Source organism: Frankia sp. AiPa1 (assembly GCF_023243075.1).
Taxonomy (GTDB): Bacteria; Actinomycetota; Actinomycetes; order Frankiales; family Frankiaceae; genus Frankia.
Map to the genome: position 1 here is coordinate 45,568 of NZ_JALKFZ020000162.1, position 14,632 is coordinate 60,199.

Below are 14,632 nucleotides of genomic sequence, written 5' to 3' on the forward strand. Positions count from 1 at the left end.
CGAGCGTGCCGCACCCGGATCGGAGGCGTGGTGGGACCCACTGAGATCAACGGGTTGCCGGCGCACGTGCTGCTGGTGCACGTGGTGGTCATTCTGGTGCCGCTCGCGGCACTGCTGGTGGTGCTCGCGGCGGTATGGCCGGCGGCGCGGCGCAGGCTCGGCCTGATCACTCCGTTGGTCGCTCTGGTGGCACTGATCAGTGTGCCGGTGACGACGCATGCGGGGGAATGGCTGGAGAAGCGGGTGTCATCCGATCCGCTGGTGCGTCGACACACCGAACTCGGCGGCGAGCTGCTTCCCTGGGTGATCGGACTGTTCGTGCTGGCCCTGGCCGGCTGGTTGTGGGCTGGTTACTCGAGTGGTGGATGGCCGTTCGTCCGCACGGGTGCGAGCGCGGGTTCGGGTGCGATGGCCGGTGCGGGCGAGGGTTCCGCCGCCGGTGGGGCGTCCGCCGTGACGAAGGCGCCCGCGCGGGGGGCCGGGCTCGCCGTGATGATCGTGCTTGCCGTGCTCAGCGTCGCGGTCTCGGTGGGCGCGGTCGTGCAGGTCTACCGGATCGGCGACAGCGGTGCCAAGGCCGTCTGGGACGGCAGCTTCAGCCAGACCCCCCAGGCACAATCCAAGGGCTAAGCGAGTATTAGGCAACTGATTCCGTTTGTGGAACTGTCCGTTTCCAGGCCGACGAGGAACAGGGCCCGAGCCCGGATGAACGCCACGCGCTGCTCGGGGCGGGGTCTATGCGGGTTGCCGTGGCGGTGCCAGCGCCTTCTGGGATATCGACGTACCCATACACGCAGTGACATTGAAGTTGCGCGTGGGTTTTGGTCAATCTGTTGCGCCGGTCCCAGGCCAGCGCCTTTGGGCCGACCTGGCTTTCCGAGGTTTTCGCGCATCTGGTCAGGGTTGCCGGGCGGGGGTCAGCCCGGCTCTGACGCGGCCAGGTGGTGGTAGAGGGCGAGGTGGGCGCGGGTGGCGGCGGCCCAGGTGTAGCGGGCGGCGAGGGTGCGGCCGGCCGCCGCGAGCGCCGGGTCGCGGCGGCCGGCGGCGGTGAGCAGGGCGTCCGCCAGGTCGGCCGGGGTGGCGGCGTAGCGGACCGTGGGGCCGAGGACCTCGCGCAGGACCGGGAGATCCCGTGCCACCACCGGAACCCCGGCGGCGAGGGCCTCCAGGGCGGCGAGGCCAAAGCCCTCCTTCGTCGAGGGGAACGCGAACACCTCGGCCTGGGCGACCAGCGAGGGCAGCAGCTCGTGGTCGACCGGGCCGAGTAGGCGCGGGGTGACGCCGAGCCGGGCGGCGGTGGCGAAGACCTCGGCACGGTAGTCGCGGTAGTCGAACAGGGTCTCCCCACCCGCGATCACGAGGTTTAGATCCGAGGTGTTCTGGCGGGCGGCCCGGATCAGGGCCATCGCCTCGACCAGGTCGGCCGTGCCCTTGCGGGGCTCGATGCCGCCAACAGCGAGCACGTAGCGTCCCAGCTCGTCCGCCCAGGCGCGGCGGGCGGTCCGGTCGTCGGCTGCGGCGGCGAAGCGGGCCGCGTCCACGCCGTTGGGGATCACATGAGGGCGGATGCCCCAGCCGCTCTCCACCTCGGCGGCCACCGCGGCCGAGACGCACACATGTGCCCCGGGGGCGACCACGGCGCGTTCGTGGCAGGCGGCGAGCTGCGGGGTGGTGAACGTGTCGAGATGGTGGATGGTGCGTATGCACCCGGCGGGTGACGCCGGCCCGTCGGGTCCGGCGGCGTCGAGCACCGCGTTCGCGCTGATGCAGTCCTGGGCGTGCACCGCGTCATAGCCGGCCGCGTCGGAGGCAGGTGCGGTGCCGCCAGTACCGAAGGTATGCGCGCGCAGGGCATCGGCGAGTACGGCGATGGAGCGGACGATGCGGTCGCCGACCGGCTCGTCCGCGATCTCGGGGAACGGCACTGCCCGCACGCCGACGCGAGGATCGACGGGACGAAAGAAACCGCCGTCCCCGCCGCGGGCGAGCGTCCACACGTCGACGGTGGCGCCGAGGTCGACCAGCGCCTCGGCAAGCGCCAGGGTGTGCACGACCCCCCCGCGCGGGCGGGTCGAGTAGGTCAGCAGCGCGACCCTCATCCGGGGTCTCCGTCCAATCCAGGGTCCGGGTCCAATCCAGGGTCCGCGTCCAATCCAGGGTCCGGGTCCAATCCGAGGTCCGCGTCCATGTCGCGCCCGGACTCCCCGTCCCGTCCGGGTTTCCCGTGGAACTCCTCCGGGTCGGGTTTGCGTGCCTCGGGTGGGCCGTACACGTCGGGACGACGTTCCGCGAGGTGGTGCAGGACGAGACGGGCCCGGTCGATTTCCGCGTCGACGTCCAGTTCGGCGACGGCAAGGCCGCCCTTGGCCCAGGTACGGGCGAGAACATCCCCGCCGGGGCCGACCACCTTGGCCTGACCGAAGAAGCTCAGGCCGCCCATCGTTCCGGTCTGGTTGGACGAGAGCCAGACGATCTGGTTCTCGGCGGCCCGGGCGCAGTCGTACAGGTCGAACAGACGGGCCTGCCGGTCCTGGGCCAGCCGTTCCGCGCGTCGGGTGAGGCTCGCCGGCCAAGCGGACAGGCAGGCGACGATGTGGGCGCCGTCGAGGGCAAGGGTACGGGCGGCCTCGGGGAACGTCTTGTCGTAGTCGACGAGCATGCCCATGCGCCCGAGCGGGGTGTCGAACGCGGCGATGCGCTCGCCGGCGGCGTAGACCAGCGCCTCACCAGACGGCTGGTGGACCTTCCGGTAGTGGCCGAGCACGCCGTCCCCGTGGACGCACACCGCCGAGTTCCAGCGCTGTCCGCCGGCGAGTTCGGTGAAACCGAGGCAGACGAGCATGTCGCCGGCCAGCGCCGTGACCCGGCGGATCTGCGGGCCGGCGGCGTCCACCGCGGGCGGCAGGGCGTCCGGGTCGGGGGAGCGCAGGTCGGCGAGGTACCCGCCGAGCGCGCCGCCGGGCAGGACGACCAGCGCCGCCCCGGCCCGGCGGGCCGCGTCGATGATCGAGCTGATCCGTTCCAGGGAACGGTCCAGGTCCCGACCGAAATGAGCACCCGCGGCGGCCAGGCGCAGCACCGTCAACTGCGCCCCGCCCCTGTCGGCCTGGCTCCGGCCTGGCGCCGCAGGCCGATGTGCTCGGCCAGGTGGGCCGCGTCCTGGGCCAGGCCGGCGAACCGGCCCGACCCCCAGGTGTGCTGCCAGGGCAGGCCGAGGAAGTACAGCCCGGGCACGGCCGTGACGCCACGCAGATGCTGCGGGTGGCCGGCGCCGTCGAAGACGCCGGCGTGCAGCCAGCGGTAGTCGCGGGTGAACCCGGTTGCCCAGACCACCGCGGCGATGTCGTCGACGCCGAGCCCGGGACCGGTCGAGGTGGCGGGCCGCCAGACCGGCTCGTAGCGGCTCGGGCCGGTCGTGACGTCCAGGCCGTTCGTCGTGATGTGGGCGTCGATCAGCGTGTTGATGCCGTTGTAGACCTCGTCCGCGGCGTCCAGGTTGGTCGTGAGATCGGCGGCGAAGTGAAACCGGCTGCCGGTGAGGTCGACGAGCCGGCCGTGCAGCGTCATCCCGGCGCGGGCCAAGGCACGCAGGTCGATGTCGCGTCCGCCGTCCCGTCCGGTGACGTAGTGATTGGTGCGGTCCAGGGCGCGTTCCTCGAGCGGCCGTGCGGTGACGGGTTTCGCGTAGTGGCCGGTGTCGTGCATCCAGGCGATGACATCACGACCGCGGTAGCGCCGCGCGAACCGTGGCGCGTTGCCGACGGCGAGGTGCACCCGGCGGCCGGCGAGGTGCAGATCCTCGGCGATCTGTGCCCCGGACTGGCCGGTCCCGACGACCAGCACCGCCCCCGCCGGCAGCGCGTCCGGGTTGCGGTAGGTGGACGAGTGGACCTGGACGATCCCGTCCGGGAGCCGCTCGGCCAGCCGGGGGATCGCCGGGGTGTGATAGCCCCCCGTGGCCACGACCACCTGATCGGCGACGATCTCGCCGGAGATGAGCTCCCCAGCGGTACGCACCACGAAGCCGCCGGCGGGATCCTCGGCGCCGGGGCCGTCGCCGCGGGGGTACAGCGAGGTGACGGCGGTGTGTTCGCGCACGGGTGGGGCGAAGCGCGCCCGGTAGCCGTCCAGCCACTCGATGATCTCCAAGCGGACCATGAAGCCGTCCGGGTCGGGACCGCCGTAGCGGTAGCCGGGCAGCTGGCACTGCCAGTTCGGGGTGACCAGGCAGAAGCTGTCCCAGCGGGCGTCCCGCCAGGTGTGCAGGGCGGTGTCGCGTTCGAGGATCGCGTGCTCGACGCCGCCCGCGACCAGATGCCAGCTCAGGGCGAGCCCCGCCTGGCCGCCGCCGACGATGACGACGGGGAGATGCTCGCTCACGGCTGGACCCGTCTGGTCGAACGGGTGCCCGGCTGGTCGGCGCGGCCGAGGTAGGCCTCGGGGCGCCGGTCGCGCAGATGGAACATGCTGGCGCGGGCGGCGGAGAGCATCCCGTCCAGGTCGACGGTGGTGTAGGCGACGCCGGCGGTCGTGCCGGTGGTGGCCAGCACATCCCCGCCCGCGTCGACGATCTTGGCGCTGGCGACGAACCGCAGGCGGCCGAAGGTGCCCGCCTGGTTGGCCGACACCCAGAGCACCTGGTTCTCCAGCGCCCGCGCCTGGTCGAACAGGTCGAACCGGCGGGTCCACCGATCCTGCGCGAGGTCAGGGGAGGAGTACGTACGTGCGGCCGGCCACGCCGACAGGCACGCGACGATCTGCGCCCCGTCGACGGCCAGGGCACGGGCCGCCTCCGGGAACGCCTTGTCATAGCAGATCAGCATTCCCATCCGTCCCACGGGAGTGTCGAAGGCGGCGAAACTGTTTCCGGCCCGGTAGGAGGCGCCCTCGCCGAGTGGCTGGTGCACCTTGCGGTGGACGCCGAGCACGCCGTCGCCGCTGACGGCGACCGCGGTGTTGTAGCGGGCCGTCCCGTCGGCCTCGCACAGGCCGACGGTGACGACCAGGTCCCCGGCGAGCGCGGCGAGCCGGCGCAGCTCCGGGCCGTCCAGGTCCAGCGCCGGTGGCAGCGAGCAGGCGGCGTCGGCACCGAGTCCGGCGGCGGCCGGGCCCCCGTCCGTCGGGCCGTCGAGGGCGGTCAGGTAGCCGCCGAGGGCCGCCTCGGGCAGGACGACCAGGCCCGCGCCGTGCGCCCGGGCGTCGTCGAGCAGGGTTTCGATCCGGGTGAACGCCGCGGCCAGGTCACGTCCGAACTCCGCGGCCACCGCCGCGACCGTGATCATCAGGCGCCTCCTGGCCGGCGGGCCCGGCCGGCCGGACCGAGTCCGGTGACGGCGCCGGGCACGCCCTCGGTGAGTTCGCCGTCAGGCCAGCGCAGCGCCACTCCAGCCCCGGCGACGAGGGCGCCGCAGGCGGCGCTGGTCGCGGGGCCGGCGTCGGCGACACCGCGGCCGGGCTCGTCGGCGGTGAGCATGGCGAAGCCGGGGAAGCAGGACAGCCAGTCGGCGACGCCGACTCCGACCGGACGCGGCACGGCGGCGACGTCGAGCACCGCCGCGCAGCCGCTGGCCTCGGCGAGCATCCCGAGCGTGCCGACCGTGCCGGCCATGCTGACGTCTTTCGCCGCGGCCGGCGCGGTGCGGGCGACGACGCTGGTCATGGCGGCCAGCTCCGCCGTGCTCCGCGAGGTCGAGGAGTCCCACTGGCGGCCGGTGTGTCCGCGCCGCCAGCCGCCGCCGAGGTCGGCGGTCAGCGTCACGGTCTGTCCCGGTCGGCCACCACCGGCGGGGATCGGGCGTGAGGTGCGCCCGAGAGCCGTCACGGACAGTGCGGCCGGGACGCCGAGCTGGGTGTGGCCACCGAGCACGGGCAGCCGGTAGGCCGCGGACGCCGCCCGCAGCCCGGACAGCACCCGGGCGGCGAACGAGGCGTCCCGGGCCCCGAGGGCGTCGAGCAGACCGATCGGCTGCGCGCCCATCGCCGCGAGGTCGCCGGCGTTGACCAGCACCCCGCACCAGCCGGCCCACTCCGGGTCGCGCTCGACCAGCGACGGCACGATCGCGTCGCAGGCGGCGACCAGGTCACTGCCCGGCACGGGCGCCCCGTCATCGCCGACGAAGCCATCCCCGCCGGGCCGCAGCTCGCCGAGCAGGCCGCCCAGCGCCGCCTTCACCGCCGCGGCCTGGCGGGCCAGCCGGTCGACCGGCCAGCGCATCAGCACATGGGCCCGGCCGGCCACGACCTGCGGACGGACCGGGCGCCAGCCGAGCCGGGTGAACATCCGCGCGGGGCCGGGCTGCACCGTCGCCTCGAAGCGCAGCACGCCGGCCTGTTCCGCATACGCACACGCCGCCCGCACCAGGGCCGCGCCCACCCCGGACGCCCGGCGCCGCGCCGCGTGTTCCACGGCCAGCCGGCTGCCCCGCCACCAGCCGAGATCGGTGTCACCGGTCATGCACTGCAGGCGGACACCGCCGAGCAGCCGTCCGTCGGGGTCATGGGCGAGCAGGACGACGGTGTGCGGGTCGTCGTCGGCGCCGTCATGGTCGTTGCCGGTGAACAGGCCCTGCTCGGTGACGAACACGTCGTGGCGCAGTCGCCGGTAGGCCGCGAGCGCTCGTGGGTCGGACGTCACGTCGATCGTCCAGGCCGGCGGGAGCCTGGCCGGGGCCGACGTGCCGAGCAGGACGCCGCCCAGGTCCATCAGCTGGTCCATGGGTGCATCACCCACCGGCCGAGCGCAGGGCGCTGCACGCACCGCAGGCCGCGCAGCCGGCCCGCTGGTCGGAGCCGATCATGCCGGCCGCCCGCAGCAGCGCGGCGACCCGACTGGTCACGTCCGCGACGACGGCGGCGGGGGGAGTGCAAGCCCCGTCGACGTCGAAGGCGAGCGTGCCGGCGATGGGGCGCAGCGGCACCACGAACGGGTAGACGCCGAGTTCGATGAGGTCGGCAGCCCCCGCGACGAGTGCGTCCGGATCCTCGCCGAGACCGACGATCAGATAGGTGGACACCTGGTTGCGGCCGAAGACCCGCACGGCCTCGCGCCAGGCGGCGCGGTACTCGTCGAGCGGCACCGCGCCCTTGCCCGGCATCCAGCGCCGGCGCACCTCGTCGTCGAGCGACTCGACATGGATGCCGATGCTCGCCGCACCCGCGTCGTGCAGCTCGCGCAGGACGGTGAGATCCGCCGGGGGCTCGCACTGCACCTGCACGGCGAGCCCCGGCGCCGCGGCGACGACCGCCCGCGCGCAGCGGGCCAGGTGCCGGGCGCCGCGGTCGCGTCCGGTGGTCGTCCCGGTGGTCATCACCATCTGCCGGACGCCGTCGAGCCGCACCGCCGCCTCGGCGACCTCGGCGAGCTGCGCCGGGGTCTTCACCGCCGTCGTGGCCCCGGCCCGCAGCGACTCCTCGATCGCGCAGAACCGGCAGCGTTCGGCCTCGCCGTAGCGGATGCAGGTCTGCACGACCGTGGTGGCCAGCACGTCCGTGCCGTGCAGGCGGGCGATCTGGTGGTATGGGATGCCGCCTTCGGTGCGCAGGTCGTAGAACGCCGGCCGGCGCACCGCCTCGACGTCGACCCCGAGGTCGGTTCCGTCGAACAGCAGCCGACCCGCACGCACCCGGTAGCGGCTGGTCGGCACGATCGGCAGCGCCGTGCCGACCCCGTCGAGCAGGACATGGCCGTCGTCGGAGGGGCCGGCGCCACCCTGGCGCCGTACCGGGGCGTCGAGGGCCACCCCGCGGACCGCGAGCTCACTTCTCAGCGCGGTGCTCGTCATCGTTCAAACCATGTAGGTGGAGTTGATGATCGCACCCTTGCGGGCGTAGTGGATCACCGCGTCCTGGACGTCGAGCGGGTGCGCGGGGACGACCCCGGCGATGAGGTCCTCCTCGCGCGCGCCGTGCAGCGCGAGGCCGAAGCGGCAGCAGTAGACCGTGCCGCCTTCCTTGATGAACGTCTCCAGCGCCAGGTTGATGTTCGTCTCGCCGGGGAACGCCGCGTCGCCGGTCGTCGGGAATCCGCGGTTCGCGACGCAGTTGATCGCGCCGGGTCCGTAGAAGTAGATCGCGGACTCGAAGCCCTTGCGCAGCGCGCGGGTTGCCTGCAGGACGGCCACGAAGCTCACCGACGACTCGTGGGCGATGCCGTGGACGAGGGTGAAGTACGACTCGCCGTTCTCCGCCTGGTAATCGGGGAAGATCTTGGTGGAGCCGTAGATGTTGCTGCCTTTGGGTAGCGACGGATGCGGGATCTCGGCCAGGCTGCGGGCGATGTTCTCGGCGATCGTGTCGTCCAGGGACATCCTTGCTTCTCCTCGCTGCGGGGGACGGCTTTTTCCGGCGATACCGGCTTCCGGCGATACCGCCTTCTGCTGATGGCTGGTGTTCGGAGATGGCTGCTGTGCTGCTGGCTGGAGCGGGGTGCTCGGAGTCGGACGCGATCGGGCGCGATGCACGCATTGTCGCCGGGAAGGGACCCTGCGGGGGCGCGATCGTCCGTACCGGGATGGTGCGATGGTGAAATGTCGATATGGCGCGGGTGGAAGGCGGTGTGGAGGTCAGTCGTAGAGCGCGGCGAAGTTGGCGCCGAACACGTGCCGGGCAAGTTCCCCGTCGCCCACCGCGGCCGTCAGGCGGGCATGTTCGCCGGGGTGGTCACCCCAGGGCTCGTCGGAGGCGAACAGCAACCGGTCGTGCCCGACACCGCGGCGGTCGATCTCCGCGGCAAGCCAGCGCGGCGCGAATCCGATCGCCCAGCTCATGTCCGTGAAGACTCGTTTCCCGGCCGCGATCCAGTCGAAGAACCGACCGCCGGCCAGCTTGATGTGACCGCTCATACCGCCCCCGAAATGCACCAGATGGATCTTCGTTGTGTCGCCGTAACGCTCCACAAGCTGGCCGACCCGGTCGATGTCGCTCGCCGCGCCAGGCGAGGTGTGGACATGCACGACGAGGTCGTGGGTGGCCGCGGTGGCGAAGATCTGGTCCAGCTGGGCGAGACAGCCGGCGTCGTCGACGCTGCCCCCGAGCAGGAAGGTGGTCTTGAGCGCCCGCACGCCGTGCTCACCGGCCAGGGCGAGGGCCCGCGCGGTGAGGTCCGCGTCCTGGGGCCGTGGGGAGACGTACAGGCCGGCCCGGATGCGGTCGTCACGCGCGGCCGCCTCCAGGACCAGGTCGTTGAGGGCGAAGGTGTGGGACACGTCCGGCACCCCGTAGTTCGGGATGACCAGGGCGCGTTCGGTGCCCTCACGGTCGAGATCGGCGATGAGCTCGGCGATCGTCGCGCGGGCACCGACGTCGGGGTTGACAGCCGGACCCCCGTAGAACGGGTAGGCCGGAAGCACACCGAGGTGGCGGTGGGCGTCGGCGAGTCCGGTGGATGACATGCACATCAGTACAGGGTTCCGGTATGTCGGATTGATGAACGTCGGAACATCTTCACGTTTCGTGCGGATCGGCCCTCCCCGGCGGTAGGAGTCGGCCCCGCGTGGGTCCGTGGCGCGCAGGCTCCTTGTCTACCAGGCGGGTTCTCGCCCCGTCCGCCAGATGGTGCACCGTATCGACCCGGCTATCGCCGAACGGGTACATCCCGCTGGAACGTGCCCTGGTCATCCACCGAAACCTTATGATCTCCCGAACCCTGGTCATCGCCCGACGTCCGGTCGCCTTCCGCACCCTGGTCCGCGCCAGCCTGGTCCACCTGGGCAGCCTGTTCGACCTCGAGCAGCGACTCGGCGTGCCGCTCCGCCTCGAATGCCGCGCCACCGCCACGGACCCCGAACAACCGCTTGCTCGCGATCAGATAAGCGACGGCGGCGACGTTGATGAGCAGCGCGCCGATCCGCAGCACCGTGATCCGCTCGGTGAGCTCATAGACCTCGAGCGGCAGGAACACCGAGGTCGCGATGACCGCGAAGTACTCGCCCCAACGCCTGAGCAGCCAGAGCCCGACCGCCTCGACGATCTGCACCGCCGCATAGCCGAACAACAGACACGCCACCAGCAGCAGCGTGTTCGGCTCGGTGTGAATCAGATGGCGCAGGTGCTCGATGGTGGGGGAGTGGTCCAGGTCGAGATGCAGCACGTCAGCCAGCGGCCGCGCGGCCGGAACGGCCCGGTCGAACAGCTGCTGCACCTGTTCCTCGGAGCTACGGAACCGCAGGATGGCGTAGCCGACCAGCACCAGCAGCAACGCCCGGACGAACCGTTCCGCCGCGAGCAGCCGCAGCACGGTGGCATCCCGCAACGCCCGCCCGCGCAGCAGCAGCGGCGCGTCCTGCGCCGGCCCGGACAGCTTCGGCTCGCCGGGAACGTAGTCCCCGCAGCGCAGACAGCGCCAGCTGCGCCCCGCCGGGGTCACCGCGGTCAGCCGCGCGGCGAGCTCCGGCTCGTCCGGCCGATAGGTCGCATGCCCCTTGCGCGAACAGGCCCGCAGCTCCCAGTCCACCCGCATCCCCTTCAGCCGCCATCCCCTCGCGGCCCGCCCAGCCGGCGCCGGCCATCCCGCACCGGCCGTCCGCGTCGGTCATCCTGCACTGTCCACTCTGGCGGCCACCGAGTCTGGCAGCTCCACCGGCCGCCCAGGTGGCTCCTGGCGCGGATCCGACACCCCCGGGCGGAGCAGCCCGCCCGGAGCGCCGGTAGTGCGCCGGCGCCGGCGCCGAGCAGGGCGGGTGCACGAGTGCGCTGGCCCCGACTGCCGCGCGCTCTTCCTCGACGGATCCCGTCCCGGCCGGCGGCGCTGGTGCTCGATGAACACCTGCGGCAACAAGGCGAAGAAGGCGGCGCTGCGCCGAACCCGCTGATTGCCGTTCCAGCAAACTTTCTTGCCGTTCTGTCCGCCCGCGCCGCAGGCTACAGGTGGAGGTGGTCGACTGTGACCGAGGAAGTTTCTGTGCCGACGCACAGCGTGCCGGCGGCGCGGCACTGGATCCATGATGTGGATCCCGCGATGGATCCCACGGCGCTCTGGGAACGGTTCTACTCCGAGGGCGAGCCGTGGAGCGGACGGCCGAACCCCGGCCTCGTCGGCGAACTGGCTGCGCGCCCGATCGCCGACACGGCCCGCGCCACCGCGCTCGATCTCGGCTGCGGCACCGGCGGTGACGCGATCTGGCTGGCCGAGCAGGGTTGGCAGGTCGACGCCGTCGACATCGCTCCGACGGCGCTCGCGCGTGGGGCCGCCGGAGCGCGGGCCGCCGGCGTCGGTGACCGGATCCGCTGGGCCTGCCACAACCTCGACACCGACTTCCCCGCCGGCGCCTGGGACCTGGTCACCACGTCCTACCTGCACTCTCCGGTCGACCTGGATCGGGAGAGGATCCTTCGCCGGGCCGCGGCCGCGGTCGCCCCGGGCGGAACGCTGATCATCATTGGTCATCTGGGCTTCCCGTCCTGGATGACCGAACCGCCACCGCACGCGGACCTGCCGACCCCCGAGGAGATCGTCGCGAGCCTCGACCTCGACGGCTGGACGGTCATCCAGGCCGGTGCAGTGGTCGTCCCCAGCGTCCCGTCCCCCGAAGGCGAGCCCGGAACCCGCACCGACAGCGTCGTCCGCCTTCAGCGCGGAGGCTGACCCAAGCGCCCGAGAAGCGGCGCCAGCCACGGCACTGTCGCGCAGGCCGCGTCGAGGGTCGCCTCCGGCGACGGGTATTCCAGGCCCGAGAAGTACAGGACCGGCGTCCACGCGCCCATGTCCTCCGGGTCCCGCCGGAACTCCTCGAATCCGAATGTTCCGGCGGGACGCCGGAAGACGTCGACACAACGATCCGCCTCCGGCGTCTGGTGGCTGGCCAGCACAACCCATGACCGATCAAGCCGCGACGACACCCCTGGATAATAGCGATCCGGTGCTGGTGCCCCGCTGGCCGACGGATATGTCAGGCGGGCTGGTGCCGATCGAATCGAACAGGCCGTCACCGGCGGGCTTGAGTGCGAACTTCAGGCGCAACCAGAGGATCAGCGCGCGTCGTTGAGGGCCATGCGGCTCGGGAGTGACTCCGACGAGTTCGGCCAGGCCTTCCGCGCCCTGCCGTCCACGCTGCCTGAGATCGAGTCCAACTTCGCCTTGGGCAACGTGGACTGGAAGGACCACGTCGCCCTCCTCGACGAGGATGGCGTCTTCCACAAGGTCGGGTCCTGAGCGCTCAGGCCGGGGTGGCCTCGAACGTCCAGACCTTGGACGCCGTGGTGGGGAACTGACCTGCCTGGTAGTCGGAGTGGATGGTGATGTCCGTGAAGCCGGCGTCACCGAGCAGGGTGGCGAACTCGGCGAGGTCGTACCGCTGGAGGGTGAAGGGTTCCAGCTCGGTGTGGACGAGGACGCCGTCGCGCCACAGCTCGTAGCGGCACCAGCTGGTCTGGCAGCGGTCGCCGGCGTCCACGCCGGGATGGCAGGTAAGGGTGATCAGCTCTTCGCCATGCCACCAGTGCCCCATCGGTTCGGGGCCGGCGGGCCGCTCGATCGGCTCGACGTCCACGATCAGACGTCCGCCGGGCGCCAGGCTCTCGCGGATGTTCCGCAGTGCACGGACGGCGTTTTCCCGGCCAGTGACCAGGGCGAAGGAGCCGGCCGGTATGACGACGGCGGCGAAGGCGGCCGGCTCGCGGTAGACCGTCATGTCGGCCTCGAAGAGAACCGGGTCCAGTCCGTAGGCGGCGCAGTTCTCCCGACAGATCGCGAGCATCTGCGGGGAGGCGTCAAAGCCGCGCACTCGAAACCCGTCCCGCAGCAGCGGAACGAGAATCCGCCCGGTGCCCACCGCCGGTTCCAGGATCTCGCCTGTGACCCCCGCCAGCCGCTCCCGGTAGAACTCGACATCGCCGAACGAGGTGCCGATCGGCTTGTCCAGCTGGTAGACCAGCGAACACAGCCGCCCGTACCGCAGCGTCTGTCCGTTCCCGCCCATCAGGGTCCCTTCCGCCGATCATCGTCCGCCCGGCCTCCACCCTCACGGGTCGGGCGTCCGGCCACAAGTCGCGTATTCACCTGGAGACCGGGACGAAGCGGCCGCCCGGACGGGACCGGCGTCGGATGGTGCCCGCGCGCCTGAGCCTGGCGCGCATCGTGCCGGCGGCGGTGAACGAGGGTCGGTGTCCTGAGCGTGGGAGTGGTGGATCCGGAACACGGTGATCCAGATCCAGGGCGTGCAGGGGCGGGACCGCCCGGGACGGGAGAGGGACCATGAGCGAGGATGCTGGCGGCGCCGACCCGAGTGGCGAGATCCGGGAGGACGGCGGGATGCACGGGGCCGGCCGGGCAGGCGGACCGGCGCCGACGTCGGATCCTCGGCTGCGCACGGAGGACACGCCGCTGATCCGGACCGATTTCACCGATGACGCGGCGTGGGAGCTCGTCGAGCGGGCGGTGGGTGCGCCCTACGGGCAGGACGGTTTCTGTGCCTACGTCGAGAGCGTGGTCGACCGGGCCTTCGACGGCTACACCGCCGAGCAGCTGCTGCCGCTGCTGCCGGTGGACATCCATGCGATCGCGTTCGTCATCGACCGGGCCACCCTTGCCTGCGCCGAGAATCCGGTCCTGGTCGTGAAACTCGGCGATCCGGACGACGGACGTGGCCAGTCGTTCCGGGCCCTGCCGTACACGCTGCATTCGATCGAGAACAACCTCAGCATCGTCAACATGGACTGGGAGGAGTTCGCCGATTCGGTCGACGCGGACGGTGTCTTCCGCGAGGACTGGTCCTGAGACCGTCGACGGAGCCCGGGCCGCCCCACCGCCTTCGGCTACTGACCGGGCCCGCGGTTTCTGCCCGTTCCGGGCCAACCGCGGGTCATCCGGGCGGAGGCCTCCTTTGTATCGTTGGCGGGCCGCAGAGGTGTTCCACGGACAAACGCCGCGGCGGATCGGACGGTTCGTCCGGTGTTGCGACGTCCGGTGTGACGCGGTAGGAGCGATGTAGCTGCGACTTTGACACCCATCTCGCGTCGAGGCTAGCCTGCCTGTCTAGCCCACCCGGCTCCCTCGCGGGCCGGGTTTTTTCATGCTTCAGGGCGGGCAATCCCCGCCGGACCCGGCCTCGGCCGCGTATCCGACCAGCTCCGCCTCGTCCCACCCCGGCACCACCCCGCCATCGACCGGTCACATCGAGGTGCGGGCCAGCGGCGAGGACGAGTTCAGCCGGTGGCTGGACGTCATGGTCGAGGGCGTCGCCGCTCCGGACACGCAGGGAGTTCCCTCGCACGAGGAGTTTCCACGGGAGGTCGTCCTGGGAGCCGTGCGGGATCTGGCGCTGGCGCCCACTGTGGTGCGGTATGCGGCGTGGCATGACGGCGTTCTCGGTGGCTGCGCCAGCCTGCGGGTGACCGACGGAACAGCGCCTCCGTGTCGCTTCTACGGGGTTACGAAGGGGCAAAGCGGACGAAAAACCCGGTAGAAGCGACATCCCCCTCACCGGCACTGCCCCCACCCCCGAAATCCATCACGGACAGTGAGTTTCACGGCGCAAATCCGACAATTTGACCGGGCGGAGGGGTGTGACCGGCCCGGCGTGGGGTAGGCGCTGATCGCCATGTCTGAGGGGCCTCGGACTTGTCGCCGCCTCCTGAAAACTGACCCCCCAGGGGGCTGCGAAATCTGACCCCCTGCTGGTGTAGGAGGGGTGCTGAA

16 protein-coding genes are annotated in these 14,632 nt (G+C 71.8%); 6 read left to right on the forward strand and 10 right to left on the reverse strand.

Annotated features, from left to right (window positions below; genetic code table 11):
- Positions 1-27 precede the first annotated feature (27 nt).
- Positions 28-630, forward strand: coding sequence for a hypothetical protein (locus MXD95_RS18750; RefSeq protein ID WP_250641958.1), 603 nt, complete (start codon positions 28-30; stop codon positions 628-630).
- A gap of 287 nt (positions 631-917) precedes the next feature.
- Here MXD95_RS18750 and MXD95_RS18755 read toward each other — a convergent pair whose 3' ends face one another.
- From MXD95_RS18755 to MXD95_RS18795, 9 genes are all read right to left on the reverse strand, one after another.
- Complete coding sequence (locus tag MXD95_RS18755) at positions 918-2,099, reverse strand: MSMEG_0565 family glycosyltransferase (protein WP_250641959.1); 1,182 nt, start codon at positions 2,097-2,099, stop codon at positions 918-920.
- Positions 2,096-3,079, reverse strand: a complete 984-nt coding sequence (locus MXD95_RS18760) for a carbon-nitrogen hydrolase family protein (protein ID WP_250641979.1) — start codon at positions 3,077-3,079, stop codon at positions 2,096-2,098. The genes MXD95_RS18755 and MXD95_RS18760 overlap by 4 nt, the downstream gene beginning before the upstream one ends.
- Before the next feature lie 2 nt (positions 3,080-3,081).
- Positions 3,082-4,380 carry an MSMEG_0569 family flavin-dependent oxidoreductase gene (locus MXD95_RS18765; protein ID WP_250641960.1) on the reverse strand — a complete coding sequence of 433 codons (1,299 nt, stop codon included), beginning with the start codon at positions 4,378-4,380 and terminating at the stop codon, positions 3,082-3,084.
- Positions 4,377-5,282 carry a carbon-nitrogen hydrolase family protein gene (locus MXD95_RS18770; RefSeq protein ID WP_250641961.1) on the reverse strand — a complete coding sequence of 302 codons (906 nt, stop codon included), beginning with the start codon at positions 5,280-5,282 and terminating at the stop codon, positions 4,377-4,379. The genes MXD95_RS18765 and MXD95_RS18770 overlap by 4 nt, the downstream gene beginning before the upstream one ends.
- A complete protein-coding gene (locus MXD95_RS18775) occupies positions 5,282-6,715 on the reverse strand; it encodes an MSMEG_0567/sll0787 family protein (protein WP_250641962.1) in 1,434 nt (477 codons plus the stop codon). Before MXD95_RS18775 ends, MXD95_RS18770 begins: the two co-directional genes overlap by 1 nt.
- A 7-nt stretch (positions 6,716-6,722) precedes the next feature.
- Positions 6,723-7,781, reverse strand: coding sequence for an MSMEG_0568 family radical SAM protein (locus MXD95_RS18780; protein ID WP_250641963.1), 1,059 nt, complete (start codon positions 7,779-7,781; stop codon positions 6,723-6,725).
- Between the two features lie 3 nt (positions 7,782-7,784).
- The gene (locus tag MXD95_RS18785) at positions 7,785-8,306 is read right to left on the reverse strand and encodes an MSMEG_0572/Sll0783 family nitrogen starvation response protein (RefSeq protein WP_248815047.1); all 522 of its coding nucleotides are present in this window, start codon (positions 8,304-8,306) and stop codon (positions 7,785-7,787) included.
- Positions 8,307-8,561: 255 nt separating this feature from the next.
- Positions 8,562-9,389, reverse strand: a complete 828-nt coding sequence (locus MXD95_RS18790; RefSeq protein ID WP_250641964.1) for an amidohydrolase family protein — start codon at positions 9,387-9,389, stop codon at positions 8,562-8,564.
- Positions 9,390-9,571: 182 nt separating this feature from the next.
- The gene (locus tag MXD95_RS18795) at positions 9,572-10,456 is read right to left on the reverse strand and encodes a DUF2127 domain-containing protein (protein WP_250641965.1); all 885 of its coding nucleotides are present in this window, start codon (positions 10,454-10,456) and stop codon (positions 9,572-9,574) included.
- Positions 10,457-10,676: 220 nt separating this feature from the next.
- Between MXD95_RS18795 and MXD95_RS28995 the strand changes: the two genes are divergently transcribed.
- From MXD95_RS28995 to MXD95_RS18810, 3 genes are all read left to right on the forward strand, one after another.
- A complete protein-coding gene (locus MXD95_RS28995) occupies positions 10,677-10,808 on the forward strand; it encodes a CGNR zinc finger domain-containing protein (protein ID WP_250641966.1) in 132 nt (43 codons plus the stop codon).
- A gap of 89 nt (positions 10,809-10,897) precedes the next feature.
- Positions 10,898-11,581: a class I SAM-dependent methyltransferase gene (locus MXD95_RS18805; RefSeq protein ID WP_250641967.1), complete on the forward strand. Its 684-nt coding sequence runs from the start codon at positions 10,898-10,900 to the stop codon at positions 11,579-11,581.
- 405 nt (positions 11,582-11,986) lie between these two features.
- Complete coding sequence (locus MXD95_RS18810; RefSeq protein ID WP_250641968.1) at positions 11,987-12,148, forward strand: DUF6924 domain-containing protein; 162 nt, start codon at positions 11,987-11,989, stop codon at positions 12,146-12,148.
- A 4-nt stretch (positions 12,149-12,152) separates the two neighbouring features.
- On the opposite strand, the gene MXD95_RS18815 is transcribed toward MXD95_RS18810, so the two are convergent.
- A complete protein-coding gene (locus tag MXD95_RS18815) occupies positions 12,153-12,914 on the reverse strand; it encodes a class I SAM-dependent methyltransferase (RefSeq protein ID WP_250641969.1) in 762 nt (253 codons plus the stop codon).
- A 275-nt stretch (positions 12,915-13,189) separates the two neighbouring features.
- Between MXD95_RS18815 and MXD95_RS18820 the strand changes: the two genes are divergently transcribed.
- Together MXD95_RS18820 and MXD95_RS18825 are read left to right on the forward strand one after the other, a co-directional pair.
- On the forward strand, positions 13,190-13,711 hold the full coding sequence (locus tag MXD95_RS18820) for a DUF6924 domain-containing protein (RefSeq protein ID WP_250641970.1): 522 nt from the start codon (positions 13,190-13,192) through the stop codon (positions 13,709-13,711).
- 295 nt (positions 13,712-14,006) lie between these two features.
- Positions 14,007-14,399 (forward strand): hypothetical protein, encoded by a 393-nt coding sequence (locus MXD95_RS18825; protein ID WP_250641971.1) that lies wholly within the window; start codon positions 14,007-14,009, stop codon positions 14,397-14,399.
- Positions 14,400-14,632: the final 233 nt, after the last annotated feature.